At 71.7% G+C, this 15,268-nt stretch carries 14 protein-coding genes; 5 read left to right on the forward strand and 9 right to left on the reverse strand.

Annotated features, from left to right (window positions below):
* Positions 1–18: 18 nt before the first annotated feature.
* From RM609_RS22925 to RM609_RS22935, 3 genes are all read right to left on the reverse strand, one after another.
* Complete coding sequence (locus tag RM609_RS22925) at positions 19–921, reverse strand: metal-dependent hydrolase (protein WP_311613397.1); 903 nt, start codon at positions 919–921, stop codon at positions 19–21.
* 85 nt (positions 922–1,006) lie between these two features.
* On the reverse strand, positions 1,007–2,794 hold the full coding sequence (locus tag RM609_RS22930) for an SDR family oxidoreductase (protein WP_311613398.1): 1,788 nt from the start codon (positions 2,792–2,794) through the stop codon (positions 1,007–1,009).
* Positions 2,791–3,633 carry a M24 family metallopeptidase gene (locus tag RM609_RS22935; protein ID WP_311613399.1) on the reverse strand — a complete coding sequence of 281 codons (843 nt, stop codon included), beginning with the start codon at positions 3,631–3,633 and terminating at the stop codon, positions 2,791–2,793. Before RM609_RS22935 ends, RM609_RS22930 begins: the two co-directional genes overlap by 4 nt.
* A 251-nt stretch (positions 3,634–3,884) precedes the next feature.
* Here RM609_RS22935 and RM609_RS22940 point away from each other — a divergent pair, with 251 nt between their 5' ends.
* Genes RM609_RS22940 through RM609_RS22955 form a run of 4 tightly spaced genes read left to right on the forward strand, consistent with a single transcriptional unit; the run spans position 3,885 to position 7,533 of the window.
* A complete protein-coding gene (locus tag RM609_RS22940; RefSeq protein WP_311613479.1) occupies positions 3,885–4,973 on the forward strand; it encodes an ABC transporter ATP-binding protein in 1,089 nt (362 codons plus the stop codon).
* On the forward strand, positions 4,963–5,877 hold the full coding sequence (locus RM609_RS22945) for an ABC transporter permease (RefSeq protein ID WP_311613400.1): 915 nt from the start codon (positions 4,963–4,965) through the stop codon (positions 5,875–5,877). Before RM609_RS22940 ends, RM609_RS22945 begins: the two co-directional genes overlap by 11 nt.
* Complete coding sequence (locus RM609_RS22950) at positions 5,874–6,785, forward strand: ABC transporter ATP-binding protein (protein ID WP_311613401.1); 912 nt, start codon at positions 5,874–5,876, stop codon at positions 6,783–6,785. Before RM609_RS22945 ends, RM609_RS22950 begins: the two co-directional genes overlap by 4 nt.
* Before the next feature lie 28 nt (positions 6,786–6,813).
* Complete coding sequence (locus RM609_RS22955; RefSeq protein WP_311613480.1) at positions 6,814–7,533, forward strand: ABC transporter permease subunit; 720 nt, start codon at positions 6,814–6,816, stop codon at positions 7,531–7,533.
* A 28-nt stretch (positions 7,534–7,561) separates the two neighbouring features.
* Here RM609_RS22955 and RM609_RS22960 read toward each other — a convergent pair whose 3' ends face one another.
* The 3 genes from RM609_RS22960 to RM609_RS22970 all read right to left on the reverse strand — a co-directional run bounded on the left by RM609_RS22960 (position 7,562) and on the right by RM609_RS22970 (position 10,723).
* A complete protein-coding gene (locus tag RM609_RS22960) occupies positions 7,562–8,497 on the reverse strand; it encodes an aminoglycoside phosphotransferase family protein (RefSeq protein WP_311613402.1) in 936 nt (311 codons plus the stop codon).
* An 80-nt stretch (positions 8,498–8,577) separates the two neighbouring features.
* Complete coding sequence (locus RM609_RS22965; RefSeq protein WP_438828506.1) at positions 8,578–9,882, reverse strand: CynX/NimT family MFS transporter; 1,305 nt, start codon at positions 9,880–9,882, stop codon at positions 8,578–8,580.
* A gap of 130 nt (positions 9,883–10,012) precedes the next feature.
* The gene (locus RM609_RS22970; protein WP_311613403.1) at positions 10,013–10,723 is read right to left on the reverse strand and encodes a FadR/GntR family transcriptional regulator; all 711 of its coding nucleotides are present in this window, start codon (positions 10,721–10,723) and stop codon (positions 10,013–10,015) included.
* Positions 10,724–10,867: 144 nt separating this feature from the next.
* Here RM609_RS22970 and RM609_RS22975 point away from each other — a divergent pair, with 144 nt between their 5' ends.
* Entirely contained in the window at positions 10,868–11,641 is a 774-nt protein-coding gene (locus RM609_RS22975; RefSeq protein WP_311613404.1) for a rhomboid-like protein, read from the forward strand.
* Here RM609_RS22975 and RM609_RS22980 read toward each other — a convergent pair.
* The 3 genes from RM609_RS22980 to pheA all read right to left on the reverse strand — a co-directional run bounded on the left by RM609_RS22980 (position 11,583) and on the right by pheA (position 15,254).
* Entirely contained in the window at positions 11,583–12,395 is an 813-nt protein-coding gene (locus RM609_RS22980) for an HAD family hydrolase (RefSeq protein ID WP_311613405.1), read from the reverse strand. The genes RM609_RS22975 and RM609_RS22980 overlap by 59 nt on opposite strands.
* Positions 12,392–13,669 (reverse strand): serine--tRNA ligase, encoded by a 1,278-nt coding sequence (gene serS, locus RM609_RS22985; protein ID WP_311613406.1) that lies wholly within the window; start codon positions 13,667–13,669, stop codon positions 12,392–12,394. Before serS ends, RM609_RS22980 begins: the two co-directional genes overlap by 4 nt.
* 598 nt (positions 13,670–14,267) lie before the next feature.
* Positions 14,268–15,254: a prephenate dehydratase gene (pheA, locus tag RM609_RS22990; protein WP_311613407.1), complete on the reverse strand. Its 987-nt coding sequence runs from the start codon at positions 15,252–15,254 to the stop codon at positions 14,268–14,270.
* Positions 15,255–15,268: the final 14 nt, after the last annotated feature.

Here is a 15,268-nt window from a genome sequence, read left to right on the forward strand (position 1 = left end):
CCGCCGTCGGGGGACGGCTTACGAGAGGGCCGCCCGGCCTACCGCGCCCGCCGCGGCGCGGGCCGCGGGCGAGGTCGCCAGGTAGTCGAGGGCCTTGCGCAGCGACCCTTCCTGGGAGGGGTGGTACGAGCGCCGCGCGTAGCGGGGGACGGCCGAGCCCAGCTCTCGCCAGGAGGGCAGCAGGCCCTTGGTGACGGCCCGGTTGTGCTCGCGCAGCGAGTAGCGCAGTCGGCCCGCCAGCCAGGGGTCGTGGCGGATCAGATAGCCCGCGCCCCAGCCCCACAGATAGAAGAGCACCGGCGCCGTGATCGCCATGCCGAGCAGCCGGCGGGCGTAGCGCGCGGGATCCGGGCCGCCGCAGTGCTGGTACATGTCGAATGCCACGGACCGGTGTTCGACCTCTTCGGCGCCGTGCCAGCGCAGCAGGTCCAGCATCACCGGGTCGGGTTCGGCCTCGTCGAGGGAGTCGGCCCGGAGCACCCAGTCGCCGAGCACCGCGGTGAACTGTTCGACGGCGGCGATCACGGAGAGCCGGAAGCGCAGCCACTCCTGTTCGGGGATCCGCAGGCCGAACGGCGGACGGTCGCCGAGCAGGACGTCGAACAGGAAGTCGACGCGCTGTGTGTACGGGCCGGTGTCCAGACCCTGTTCGGCGAGGTGTCGCAGCACATAGGCGTGCTGAACGCTGTGGGTGGATTCCTGCCCCATGAAGCCCTTCACGTCCTTGAGCAGCGCCTCGTCACTCACCAGGGGGAGGGCTTCCTTGAAGACCTTGACGAACCACCGCTCACCGGCGGGCAGCAGGAGGTGGAGGACGTTGATGACATGGGTGGCCGTGGGCTCGTCCGGGATCCAGTGGAGGGGCGTGTCCCGCCAGTCGAACGACACACGCCGAGGGGCTATTCGGTATCGGTCTCTCATGAAGGCGCTCCTATGGAACGGGAGATCACTCTTGGTGGGGGCGGTGGTCGCACGCTACGGGGATCCGCCCGGAGCGGGGACTCGCTCACAGGGGCGGGTCGAAACGCGCGATGCGGCGGCCCAGCCGTGGTGCGAAGCGGGAGATGAAGCGCATGCCGTGCGCCTCGGGAGCCACGGGCACCACGGCACGGTCCTCGGCCACGGCCCGGAGGATCGCCTCGGCGACCTTCTCCGGCGGGTAGTTGCGCTTGCCGTAGAGGCGGGCGGTCTTCTCCTGGAGGCGTCGCTGTTCCTCTTCCGGGACGCCCGCGAAGCCCGCGCTCGTCGTTATGGCGGTGTTGACGATGCCGGGGCAGATCGCACTGACCCCGATACCCTGTCCGGCCAGCTCGGCCCGCAGGCACTCGCTGAGCATCAGCACGCCCGCCTTGGACGTGGCGTACGCGGCGAGGGCCTTGGTCGGCTGGAAGGCGGCCGCCGAGGCGGTGTTGACGATGTGGCCGCCCTGTCCGCGCTCGGCCATCTGCCTGCCGAAGGTCCGGCAGCCGTGGATGACGCCCCACAGATTGACGTCGAGGACCTTGCGCCAGTCGTCGGTGGAGGTGTCCATGAAGGAGCCGGAGAAGCCGATGCCGGCATTGTTGACCAGCACGTCCACCACGCCGTACTCGGCGGCGACCTTGGCGGCCAGCTTTTCCATGGCCTGCTCGTCCGAGACGTCGCAGCACTCGGCCCACGCGTCCCGGGCCCCGGTCAGCCGGGCCAGCTCGGCGGTGCGGACGGCGCCCTCCGCGTCCCGGTCGACCGCGACGATGCGCGCCCCGGCCTCCGCGAAGGCGAACGCGGTGGCCCGCCCGATGCCGCTCGCCGCCCCTGTGACCAGCACCAGCCGCCCGCCGAACCGGTCGGCGTACGGGCCCTTGCCCGTGGGCACCCGTGCGGGCAGGCCCTCGTGGCGGGCGGTCTCTTGGGAAGTGATGAACTCGCCGATCCAGGCGGCCAGTTGGTCCGGGCGGGTGCGGGGCACCCAGTGCCCGGCGGTGAGGGTGCGCCGCACCAGCCGGGGGGCCCAGCGCTCCAGGTCGTCGTAGAGGCGCTCGGAGAGATAGGGGTCGCCGGTCGGGGTGATCAGCTGGACGGGCACATGCGCGTGGGCGTCCGTCCGGGGGCGGCGCAGCCGGGCCCGGACGTTGTCGCGGTAGAGCCAGGCGCCGTGGGCGGCGTCGTTGGGGAGGGAGGCCGTCGGGTAGCCGGCCGGGGTCTGCGGCGGCAGGGTCTCCAGCCGCTCCAGCAGCTTGGGCCAGCGCTTGCCGAGGGGGCCGCGCCAGGCCGCCTCCGGCAGGACGGGGGTGTGGAGGGCGTAGACGTACCAGGAGCGGGCCCCCTGGCCGAGGAGCTGGAGGGCGCGGCGCGGGGTGGGCCGTGCGGCCCGTTCCTTGAGCCAGTGCCCGAAGTGGTCCAGGGACGGTCCCGAGACGGAGGTGAAGGAGACGACACGGCCCTCGGTGCGCTCGACGGTGACGAACTCCCAGCCCTGCACCGATCCCCAGTCGTGCCCGACCAGGTGCACGGGCGCGTCGGGGCTCACGGCGTCCACGACGGCCAGGAAGTCGTCGGTGAGCTTCTCCAGGGTGAAACCGCCGCGCAGCGGTCTCGGCACGGTGGAGCGGCCGTGGCCCCGCACGTCGTAGAGCACCACGTGGAAGCGGTCCCTCAGCCGCCGGGCGACCTCGGACCAGATCTCCTTGCTGTCGGGGTAGCCGTGCAGCAGCACCACCGTGGGGTCGGCGGGGTCGCCCAGTTCCTGGACGCACAGCTCGATCCCGCCCGTGGTGATCCGGCGCTCTCGTGCGCCCTCGCTCTCCAGGCTCATACGGCCGTCCTCTCCTCCTGCCGGCGCCGCACATGCGGCAGATCGTCGTCCAGCCAGAACGCGCTCTCCTCGGGATCCCGTGAGTCGGTGACCACCAGGAGTTCCTCGAACTTCACCCCCGTGCCCCGGAAGCCCAGGTGGGGCTCCACCGCCCACAGACCGGGGCGTGGCGGGTGGTCGGAGCGGCGATTGGGGCTCCACAGCGGTGACCAGCCCTCCCGGTGGCCGCGCAGGGCGTCGGAGGCGAGGCCCTTGAGGGCCTGGGTGCCGAAGCCGAACAGCCGTGGGGACCAGCGGCGCTCCCGCAGCCGGTCCACCTTGTGCGCGATCACCCCGAAGGGATAGGCGCGATGGCGGTTGACGTAGCCCTGGCGCGCCATGAGGCGCTCCACGTCCTCGTAGATCTCCCGGAGCGGGCGGCGCTCGCGCACCTCGCGGAGGATCAGCTCGCGATGGGCGGCGAGATCGGTGAGCAGCCGGTCGTGCAACGGGTTCGCGCCCAGGCAGCCGGAGTAGCCGACGTCCGCCGTGAAGCCGCCGTACACCGGTGCCAGGTCGAGGATGAACGGCATCCCCGGCTCCAGCCGCCGAGCGGTGGGAAAGAACTCCAGCGGCACCCGGAAGCCCGTGAAGGCCGTACGGTCGCCGAACCAGGCGAAGGGCAGATGGAACCAGTCGCGGACGCCGCGCTCGCGCAGCCACTCCCGCTGCATCCGGGCCGCCTCGCGCTCGGTCACCCCCGGGGCGAGCCGTGCGGCCACCGCCTCCGCGCAGTCGTACGCGAGCCGCTGGGTCTCCCGGAATCCGCGCAGTTCAGCGCTGCTCACCGAGCTCGTCATACCGACCGCCACCCTCCGACCAGTTCCGTCTCCGGTATCCGATTCCGGTATCCGAAGTGCGAAGCCACATACGAAAGTTGCCAGTGATGAATGTGACAATGACTGGCGGCTGCGTCAAGGGATCCGGCCGATCCCGGCGGCCCCGGTGCCCCCTCCGCCCGAACGGTCACGTCAGACCCGAGGAGTACGGACAACCAGCCGTCTGGTCTGACGACTGCCGCGATTTTCGCTACTACGGTCGAAGAGTGACTGTGATCGCTACCGAAAGCCTCAGCAAGCGGTACCCCCGGGTGACCGCCCTGGACCGGCTCACCGTCGACATCAATCCGGGAGTCACCGGTCTGGTGGGTGCCAACGGGGCCGGCAAGTCCACGCTGATCAAGATCTTGCTGGGTCTCTCGCCCGCCACCGAGGGCAACGCCCGCGTGCTCGGCATGGACGTGGCCACCCAGGGCGCCCGGATCCGTGAGCGGGTCGGCTATATGCCCGAGCACGACTGCCTGCCGCCCGATGTGTCGGCCACCGAGTTCGTCGTCCACATGGCGCGGATGTCGGGCCTGCCGCCCACCGCCGCCCGTGAGCGGACCGCGGACACTCTGCGCCACGTCGGGCTCTACGAGGAGCGGTACCGCCCCATGGGCGGCTACTCCACCGGTATGAAGCAGCGGGTCAAGCTCGCCCAGGCGCTGGTCCACGACCCCAAGCTGGTGCTGCTGGACGAGCCGACCAACGGTCTCGACCCGGTCGGCCGGGACGAGATGCTGGGCCTGATCCGCCGCATCCACACCGACTTCGGCATCTCGGTCCTGGTCACCTCGCATCTGCTCGGCGAACTGGAGCGCACCTGCGACCACGTCGTCGTCATCGACGGCGGCACACTGCTGCGCTCCTCGTCCACGGACGAGTTCACCCAGGCCACGGGCTCCCTCGCGGTGGAGGTCACCGACACCGACGCCTGCCCGGACGGCACCGGCGCGCTGCTGGCGGCCCTCGCCGGGGCGGGCCTGACGACCCGGCCCGCGGGCCGGACGGCCGACGGCTCGCCCATGTCCGGCCGGGTGCTCCTTGTCGACGTCGTCGACGAGGAGACGTACGACATCGTCCGGGACGCCGTCGCCGGGCTCGGCCTCGGCCTGGTCCGCATGGAGCAGCGCCGCCACCGCATCGCGGAGCTCTTCCGGGACGACGAGGCCGCCGCTCCGAACCCCGCCGCCCCCGGAACCCCGGGCACCCCCGGCGCGCCGGCCCAGGCGCCCGTGTGGGGCGCCGGCTGGCAGCAGAAGCAGAAGAAGAGCGACAAGCGCGCGCAGCAGAACGGAGGGACCGTCGATGCCGCCTGAGACCACGACGGCACCGGGGCGCGACCGGCGCTCCCAGGACGTCATCCACAACATCGGCTACCGCGACTACAGCGGCCCCCGCCTCGGCCGTGCCTACGCCCGTCGCTCGCTGTTCTCCCAGAGCCTGCGCGGCGCCTACGGCCTCGGCCGGTCGGCGAAGTCCAAGGTGCTGCCGATGACGCTCTTCGGCGTGATGTGCCTCCCGGCCGCGATCGTGGTCGCCGTCGCCGTCACCACGAAGATGAACCGGCTGCCCATGGAGTACACGCGCTACGCGATCTACCTCCAGGCGGTCATCGGCCTCTACCTGGCCGCGCAGGCCCCCCAGTCGGTCTCGCGGGACCTGCGGTTCAAGACCGTGCCGCTGTACTTCTCCCGCCCGATCGAGCGCGTCGACTACGTCGTCGCCAAGTTCGCGGCGATGGCCTCGGCCCTGTTCGTCCTGACGGCCACCCCGCTGCTGATCCTCTACGCGGGTGCCCTGCTCGCCAAGCTGGACTTCGCCGAACAGACGAAGGGCTTCGCCCAGGGACTGGCCTCCGTGACCCTGCTCTCGCTCCTCTTCGCCGGCATCGGCCTGGTCGTCGCCGCGCTCACCCCGCGCCGGGGCTTCGGCGTCGCGGGCGTCATCGCCGCGCTGACGATCTCCTACGGTGCGGTCAGCACCGTCCAGGGCATCGCCCTGAACGGCGACAACACCTCGCTCATCGGCTGGCTCGGCCTCTTCTCCCCGGTCACCCTCATCGACGGCGTCCAGACGGCGTTCCTCGGCGCCACCAGCGCCTTCCCCGGCGGCCACGGCCCCGGCACGGGCGCGGGCGTCGTCTACCTCGCCGTGCTCCTCGGCGTGATCGCCGGCTCCTACGGCCTCCTGATGAGCCGCTACCGAAAGGCCGGGCTGTGACAACCATCCACATCGACAACGTCTCCCGCTGGTTCGGGAACGTCGTCGCCGTCAACGACGTGTCCATGACCGTCGGCCCCGGCGTCACCGGGCTCCTCGGCCCCAACGGAGCGGGCAAGTCCACTCTCATCAACATGATGGGTGGTTTCCTCGCGCCCTCCACCGGAACGGTCACGCTCGACGGCGAGCCGATCTGGCGCAACGAGCAGATCTACCGCCACATCGGCGTCGTCCCCGAGCGCGAGGCGATGTACGACTTCCTGACCGGCAAGGAGTTCGTCCTCGCCAACGCCGAGCTGCACGGGCTGGGCGCGAAGGAGGCCCAGCGCGCCCTCGCCACCGTCGAGATGGAGTACGCGCAGGACCGCAAGATCGCCACCTACAGCAAGGGCATGCGGCAGCGCGTGAAGATGGCCTCCGCGCTCGTCCACGAGCCGACCGTGCTCCTCCTCGACGAGCCCTTCAACGGCATGGACCCGCGCCAGCGGATGCAGCTGATGGATCTGCTGCGGTCCATGGGCGACGAGGGCCGGACCGTGCTGTTCTCCTCCCACATCCTGGAGGAGGTCGAGCAGCTCGCCGCCCATATCGAGGTCGTGGTCGCCGGCCGGCACGCCGCGTCCGGCGACTTCCGCAAGATCCGCCGACTGATGACGGACCGCCCGCACCGCTATCTCGTACGGTCCGGCGACGACCGCGCCCTGGCCGCCGCGCTCATCGCCGACCCGTCGACCGCGGGCATCGAGGTCGACGTCCAGGAGGGCGCCCTGCGCGTCCAAGCAGTCGACTTCACCCGCTTCACCGAACTCCTGCCGCGCGTGGCCCACGCGAACGGCATCCGGCTCCTGACGGTCTCGCCCTCCGACGAGTCCCTGGAATCGGTCTTCTCCTACCTCGTCACGGCCTGAAAGGAGGCTCACGATGTCGCTCCACCAGATCTACCACCCGACCGTCGCCCGGCTGACCTACCGGGGCCTCCTCGGCCGCCGCCGCGCCGCCGTCCTCTTCGCCCTGCCCGCCCTGATGCTGGCCATCTCGATCGCCATCCGGGCGCTGAGCGGCGCGGACGACGAGACCGCCGCCAGCGTCCTGGGCGGCTTCGCGCTGGCCACGATGGTGCCGCTGATCGGTGTGATCGCCGGTACGGGCGCGATCGGCCCAGAGATCGACGACGGGTCCGTCGTCTACCTCCTGGCCAAGCCCGTCAAGCGGCACGTCATCATCGTCACCAAGCTGATCGTCGCGATCGGCGTCGCCGTGGCCTTCTCGGCGGTCCCCACGCTCATCGCCGGGTTCGTGCTAAACGGCAACAGCCAGCAGATCGCCGTGGCCTACGCGGTGGCCGCCGCGGCCGCCTCCGTGGCCTACAGCGCGGTCTTCCTCTTCCTGGGGACGGTCACCCGGCACGCGGTCATCGTCGGCCTCGTCTACGCCCTCGTCTGGGAGTCGCTGTTCGGCAGCCTCATCCCGGGGGCGCGCACGCTCAGCGTGCAGCAGTGGGCTCTGGCGCTGGCCCAGCGGATCGGCGCGGACGGGGCGATCAACGCCCAGGTGTCGCTGCCCCTGGGGCTGACGCTGCTGGTCGTCGCGACGGTGGCCGGTACGTATTTCGCCGCGCGCAAGCTCCGGGCGCTGACGCTGGCCGGGGAGGAGTAGCGGGGGCCGGGGCGAGCCCCAGGCCCCCTCACACCCGCAGGGCCTTCGCGATGGCGATCTGTTCCGGCTGGAGGCGGGTCTCGCCGTCCTCGACGTCCCACAGGGAGTTCTGGAGGGCCCGGGCGAGCGTCCAGCGGGCCGCCCGTTCGCGGTCCAGGCCCAGCAGGTCCGTCATGAGGTCGAAGCGCCGGCGCACCGCCCGGGTCACGTCGCCGGTGGCGACGATGTCCTCCCAGCGGTTGCCCAGAGCCGGCATCAGGTCGAAGCCCGGGTCGCCCACCAGCGGCTTGGGGTCGATCGCCAGCCACGCGCCCCTGTCCGTACCGGGCAGGGGCGCGAGCACGTTCTCGTAGTGGAGGTCCCAGTGCAGCAGCCGGCCGCCCGGCTCGCCGGCGACCTCGCGGACGGCGGCCGCGCAGTCCAGCAGCAGGGCGCGTTCGGCAGCGTCGGCAAGGGCGGGCAGCGCCTTCGGCACGTCCTCCAGCATGGCCTCCGCCACCCCGCCCAGCGTCCGCAGCCCGGCCGGTACGGGCGCCTTCAGCAGCCGTCCCAGCAGCTCGGTCAGCGACAGCAGCGCCGCCTCCGCGTCGGGGACGTCCTGGAGCGAGCGGCCGGCGTCCAGCCGCTCCAGCAGCATCGTGCCGGACTCCCGGTCGTGGTCGAGGAGTTCCACCGCTCCCTCGCCGGCCCAGGCCCGCAGCGCCGGTGCCTCGCCGACGCTCTCCTCGGTGACCGGCTGGAGCTTCAGCGCGGCGGGGGAGCCGTCCGCACGCCGTACCGGCAGGACGAGCGCCACCATGCCGTGCGCGGCGGGGCCGTCGACGCGCAGCCGCCAGCGGTCGAGGAAGTCCGCCGCCAGGTCCGGCAGCGCGGCGATCCACTCGGGGCCGCCCTCGCCCTCGGACGCGTCCTCGTGGTTCTCGACGAGGCGGGCCGGGACGGTGATCCGGGATGCTGCGCGCATGATGGCGGATTCCTCCTGCGAACTACGCGAACGGTGGAGTGGAGGGGCGGCGCGGGCCGTCCCTCCACTCCACCAACGCCTCAGATCTTCCGATCGCGCCCGGCGCCCAGCCCGAGAAAGAGCAGCGCCGTGCAGGCGACGAGCAGCAGCGAGACCGGCAGCGTCCAGCTGTCCGTCACCCCGTACACCCAGCCGATCGCGAACGGGCCGACGGAAGCGAGCAGATAGCCCCACGTCTGGGCCATGCCCGACAGCCGGGAGGCCGTATGCGCGTCGCGGGTGCGCAGCACCATGAACGTCAGGGCCAGGCCCAGCAGACCGCCCTGGGCCACGCCCATGAGCGTCGCCCACACCCACGCGCCCGCCGCGGGGGCGATCAGCAGACCGGTGACGCCCGCCGCCATCAGGGCCACCACGACGACCACCGGTACGCGCTGGTCGCGCATCCGGCCCGCGAGCAGCGGCACGACGAACGAACCGGCCATCTGCACCAGGGTGTAGAACGCGTAGACCAGACCGGCCTCGCCCTTGCTCATCCCGTGGTCGGTGAAGATCGTCGGCATCCAGGCGATGCACACGTAGGCGATCAGTGACTGGGTGCCCATCATCAGCGTGACCTGCCAGGCCAGCGGCGACCGGGTGAGCCGGGGACCGTCCTGCGCGGCCGAGGGACCCGCGGCGGGAGCGTTCGCCCCGGCGGCGTCGCGCCGGGCGAGGGCCGCCTGCGGCAGCCAGACGACGGCCGCCACGGCGGCGAGCAGCGCCCAGGCGGCGAGCGAGCCCCGCCAGCCGCCCAGGGCGTTCTCCAGCGGCACGGACAGCGCGGCGGAGCCCGTGGCGCCGAGGATCAGCGTGGTGGAGTAGAGCGCGGTCATGCTCGCGGCGCGGTCCGGGAAGTCCCGCTTGACCAGGCCCGGCATCAGCACGTTGAGCAGGGCGATCGCCGTGCCGACGAGCGCGCAGCCCACGAACAGCGCCACCACGGGCGGCGCGACGCGCAGCAGGATGCCCCCGCACAGCAGCACGAGCGCGCCGCACAGCACGGCCTCCGTGCCGAAGCGCCGGGCGAGCCGGGGCGCGACGATCGAGCCGAGGCCCATGAAGACCAGCGGGATCGTGGTCACCAGGCTGCTCATGGCCGCCGAGAGGTGGAAGTGGCCGCCTATCTCGCTCATGAGCGGCGAGACCCCGGCGAGCGCCGCCCGCATGTTCAGCGAGGCGAGCACGATGCCGAGCATCGCGAACGCGGGGTGGGCGAGGACGCTCCGCTTGGCGGGCACGCCGGCCGACGCGGCGGCGGTCGGCGAAGCATCGGCCGATGACGTATCGGTCGGCATCGTGCCGACCGGCGCTATATCGGGGGTGTCGGACCTCGTTTCGGACAAGGGGGTGCCTCCAGGGGCGGTGCGAAGGGTGCCGGGGGCGGATCGGCCGCCGGTGGGAGTGGGGACCGGCCCGTGGGAACGAGCCGGTGGTGCGCGGTCGGCTTCCGGCGAGCGTCGGCTCGCCGCGCGGTCAGCCGTCGCCGAGCAGGGACTCGACGGCCTGTTTGGGGCGTTCGAGCAGCGCCCGGGCGGCGCGGGTGGCCGCGTCCGGGTCGCCGGAGGCGATGGCCTCCATAAGGGCGTGGTGGTCGCCGTGGATGATGCGCGGCATGTCGTGGTCGCCGAGCGCGGTGACCAGCGCCTCGCGCACCGAGCTGCTGAACCAGGCGTACGTCGCCGTCAGCGCGCTGTTGTGCGCGGCCTCCACGACGGCCCGGTGGAACTCCACGTCGTGGTCCGCGTAGAGCTCCAGGCTGCCGGAGTCGGGCTGGCCGTCGGGGTCCTCGAAGGCCGTCTGGGCGTCGAGCGCGGCCCGCATCCGCTCCAGGTCGGCGGGTTCGTGACGGAGCGCCGCGAGCCGGGCGGCCTCGGCCTCCAGCGCGATGCGCAGCTCCAGGACGTCGCGCACTCCGGCGCGCCGCAGTCCGCGCATGACCTCGGCGGGGTCGGCCGTGGACACCACGAAGGTGCCCTCGCCCTGCCGGGAGCGCAGCATTCCGGCGTGCACGAGGACGCGGACGGCCTCGCGGACCGTGTTGCGGCCGACCTTCAGCTGCTCGGCGAGGGCGTGCTCGGTGGGGATGCGCTCCCCGACCCGCCACTCGCCGGCGGCCACCTGGGCGCGCAGCTGTTCCACGACGGTGTCCACGAGGGACTGTCGTCCCGCCGCTCGCAGGGCCATGTGTCCTCCGGACAGGTTCCTTGAAGCCCTGACGCGGAAGCCGTGCCGCGCCGGTTGCTTTCCCGATGCACTGGTCGTCCATTCAACCGGTTGCCCAGTCATCCTACAACTGCGCTCACGGGTCCGCCGGGCTACCGTCTAAGGGTGGTAGTCGACGGGATTCGCTCCTGGGTCCGTTCCTCGCCCGGTACCCACATCTGGTTGCTGATCATCGGCATCACCAGCCTCGTCGTCGCGTCGGCGAGCGAGGGCCTGGAGGCCTTTCTCCTCCACCGCAACAGCAGCAACATCCACGAGCTCAACAAGCATCCGCTGGAGTCCCTGCTGATCAGCGGCTTCTGGATCGAGACCCCGTCGTCGTTCGCCCTCTACGCCGTGCTCTTCGAGCTCTTCCACGCCAACGTCGAGCGCTGGATCGGCACCCTGCGCTGGCTGTGCGTGGTGGCGGTCGCCCATGTCGCGGCGACGCTGATCAGCCAGGAGATCCTGCTGCACGCGATCGAGAGCCATTCGGCGCCGCGCTCGATGAAGCACGTCGTCGACATAGGCGTCTCCTACGGGCTCGCCGGGGCCGTCGGCGTCCTCACCTATCGCGTTCCGAGGCCGTGGCGCTGGCTCTACCTGATGGGAGCGGTGGCCTTCTTCGCCGTGCCGATGCTGACCGGCGGCACGTTCACCGACATCGGTCACGCGATCGCGCTCGGGCTGGGCCTGGCCTGCTGGTCGCTGACCCGGGGCCGGCCGCCCTGGCGGTGGGACGCGGGCCGGGCACGCCGGGCCGCGCTGGAGGCGGCCGGAGCGGCCCGGCAGGTGGCCGGAGCGGCGAGGCAAGCCCCCCGGGGGGCCCGGGGGACGGCGCTCAGCCGAAGAGACGCTCCAGGACGACCGCGATCCCGTCCTCCTCGTTCGAGGCGGTGACCTCGTCCGCCACGGCCTTGAGCTCCTCGTGGGCGTTGGCCATGGCGACGCCGTGAGCGGCCCAGCCGAACATCGGGACGTCGTTGGGCATGTCGCCGAACGCGATCGTGTCGACGGCCTTGACGCCCAGCCGGCGCGCGGCGAGCGACAGACCCGTGGCCTTGCTCAGGCCCAGCGGCAGCAGCTCGACTATCCCCGAGCCGGCCATCGTCACACCGACGAAGCCGCCCGCGACCGACCGCGCGACCTCCGCCAGGGAGTCGTCGTCGAGCGTGGGGTGCTGGAGGTAGACCTTGTTGAGCGGGGCGGCCCACAGCTCGCTCGCCTCGTTGATCGGAACGACCGGGAGCGGCCCCTCCTGGAGGCGGTAGCCGGGACCGACCAGGACGTCGCCGTCCATGCCGTCACGGCTGGCGGCCAGCCGCAGCGGACCGACCTCGGCCTCGATCTTGGCGAGCGCCAGCGCGGCGAGACGCCGGTCGAGCGTCACGGACGTCAGCAGTCTGTGCTCGCCCGCGTGATAAACCTGCGCGCCCTGACCGCAGACCGCCAGGCCCCGGTAGTCCAGCGCGTCCAGGATGTGCTTGGTCCAGGCGACGGTGCGCCCGGTGACGACGATGTGCGCGGCGCCCGCCGCCGTGGCCGACGCGAGGGCGGCGCGGGTGCGCTCCGAGACGGTGTCGTCGGAGCGCAGCAGCGTGCCGTCGAGGTCGGTCGCGATCAGACGGAACGGCGGCGGGACCGGGGGCGTCACTTGGCGGTGGGCTCCAGGACCTCACGGCCGCCCAGGTACGGGCGGAGGACCTCGGGCACGCGCACCGAGCCGTCGGCCTGCTGGTGGTTCTCCAGCAGCGCCACGATCGTGCGCGGCACGGCGCACAGGGTGCCGTTGAGCGTCGCCAGCGGGCGGACGTTCTTGCCCTCGCGCATCCGGACGGACAGGCGGCGGGCCTGGAACTCGTCGCAGTTGGACGTGGACGTCAGCTCGCGGTACTTGCCCTGGGTCGGGATCCAGGCCTCGCAGTCGAACTTGCGGGAGGCCGAGGAGCCGAGGTCACCGGTGGCCGTGTCGATCACCTGGAAGGGCAGCTCCAGGCTGGTCAGCCACTGCTTCTCCCACTCCAGCAGGCGCGCGTGCTCGGCCTCGGCCTCCTCCGGCGCGATGTACGAGAACATCTCGACCTTGTCGAACTGGTGGACGCGGAAGATGCCCCGGGTGTCCTTGCCGTACGTACCGGCCTCGCGGCGGAAGCACGGCGAGAAGCCCGCGTAGCGCAGCGGCAGCTGCTCCGCGTCGAGGATCTCGTCCATGTGGTACGCGGCGAGCGGGACCTCGGAGGTGCCCACCAGGTAGAAGTCGTCCTTCTCCAGGTGGTAGACGTCCTGCGCGGCCTGGCCGAGGAAGCCGGTGCCCTCCATGGCGCGCGGCTTGACCAGCGCGGGCGTGAGCATCGGCGTGAAGCCGGCGGCGGTGGCCTGGGCGATGGCGGCGTTGACGAGGGCGAGCTCCAGCAGCGCGCCGACACCCGTCAGGTAGTAGAAGCGGGAGCCGGACACCTTGGCGCCGCGCTCGACGTCGATGGCGCCCAGCGTCTGGCCGAGCTCCAGGTGGTCCTTGGGCTCGAAGCCCTCGGCGGCGAAGTCGCGGGGGGTGCCGACGGTCTCCAGGACGACGAAGTCGTCCTCGCCGCCGCGCGGGATGTCGGGGTGGACGATGTTGCCGATCCGGAGCAGCAGGCGCTGCGCCTCGGCGGCGGCCTCGTCCTGCTCGGCGTCGGCGGCCTTGACGGCGGCGGAGAGCTCGCCGGCCTTCTTCAGCAGCTCGGCCTTCTCGTCGCCGGTGGCCTTGGGGATGAGCTTGCCGAGCGACTTCTGCTCGGAGCGGAGCTCGTCGAAGCGGACGCTCGACGACCTGCGCCGCTCGTCGGCGGAGAGCAGCGCGTCGACGATGTCGACGTCCTCTCCACGGGCGCGCTGGGACGCGCGCACACGGTCGGGGTCCTCACGGAGCAGGCGAAGGTCAATCACCCCTCCAGGCTACCGTTGTGCGCTGCGGTTGCTCGACGCGATATTCCCTTTGATTGTGATTTGTCCCACTCCGGGAATTTCGGAAAAGGGCGCGCGGGGGGATCCGGCGGCGATCCGGCCGGGCCGGCGGGACGGCTCGGGGCCCGTGCCGCCTTGTGGAAGACGGTAGTTGAGGATGGCGGTGAGGGGCGCCGTTGTCCACAGGAGTGAGTGGTTCCGCTTCTTTGTCCACAGGGTGTGCGGGAAATCTGTGGATGTCGGAATCAGAGATTCCGTTTGGTCCGTCATTCGTCAGAGTTTCATGAGGCAAACCTCTTACGGCCACTCTTTGGGGTGGCACTCAATCCCCCTAAAGGGTTGTTCGAGGCATTTCGACTGACGGATGGGTAGCGGCCACGGGAATCGGTGGCTGTGGACGGTCATGACGGGCCGGCGGAGAGATATGTCGACCATTGCCCGTTTCGTACAGCTTCTCGGCGTCTCGCTCTATCGACTTATCCCCAGGTCGAGAACGGCCTGTGGATAAGTCTGTGGGTAACCCTGTGGGAAACGCCGGGCCGGCTTGGGGCCGACCTGGTGCCGGCCTGGGGGCGACCGCTCAGGCCCGGCCGTCCTGGCAGCGTGCCAGCCAGTCCGCCGCCGCCACGAAGTCGCCGTCCGTCGTCCCCGGCCGCGCGTCCCCCGCACCGTTCGGCCGCACATCCGGCCGTTCACCCGAGGCGGCACCCGGGGCGATGCCCGAGGCGACACCCGCACGCGGGTACGAACCGAGGAACCGTACCTCGGCGCACGTCCGCTTCAGCCCCATCAGCGCCTCGGCCACCCGGCGGTCCGTGATGTGCCCCTCGCAGTCGACGGAGAAGCAGTAGCGGCCCATGCCCTCGCCGGTCGGCCGCGACTCGATCCGCATGAGGTTCACGCCCCGCACCGCGAACTCCTGGAGGTACTCCAGCAGCGCGCCCGGGTGGTCGTCCCGCTGCCACATCACCAGCGACGTCCGGTCCGCCCCCGTCCGCGCCGCCGGTCGCGCCGGGCGGCCGACCAGGACGAAGCGGGTCTGGGCGTTCTCCGCGTCGTGGATTCCGGTGACCAGCGGCTCCAGCTCGTACGTCGCCGCCGCGAACTCCCCGGCGAACGCCGCGTCGTAGCGGCCGTCGCGGACCAGCCGCGCGCCGTCCGCGTTGGACGCGGACGACTCCCACACCGCTTCCGGCAGGTTCGCCGCCAGCCACTTGCGCACCTGCGGCTGCGCGACCGGGTGGCCGGTCACCGTCTTGATGTCCTCCATCCGGGTGCCCGGACGGACGAGGAGCGCGAAGGCGATCTCCAGCAGCACCTCGCGATAGATCATCAGAGGTTCGCCGGTGGCGAGTTCGTCGAGGGTCGCGGTGACGCCGCCCTCGACCGAGTTCTCGATCGGCACGAGCGCGGCCGCGGCCTCGCCGCAGCGCACGGCGTCGAGGGCGGCGGGCACCGAGACCATGGGGACCAGTTCGCGGGTGGCCGCCTCGGGGAGGGTGCGCAGGGCGGCCTCGGTGAACGTGCCCTCGGGCCCGAGGTAGGTGTAGCGGGTTGCCGACCTCATGTTGTCCTCCGGAA

This window comes from Streptomyces hesseae (assembly GCF_031845785.1).
Lineage (GTDB): Bacteria > Actinomycetota > Actinomycetes > Streptomycetales > Streptomycetaceae > Streptomyces > Streptomyces hesseae.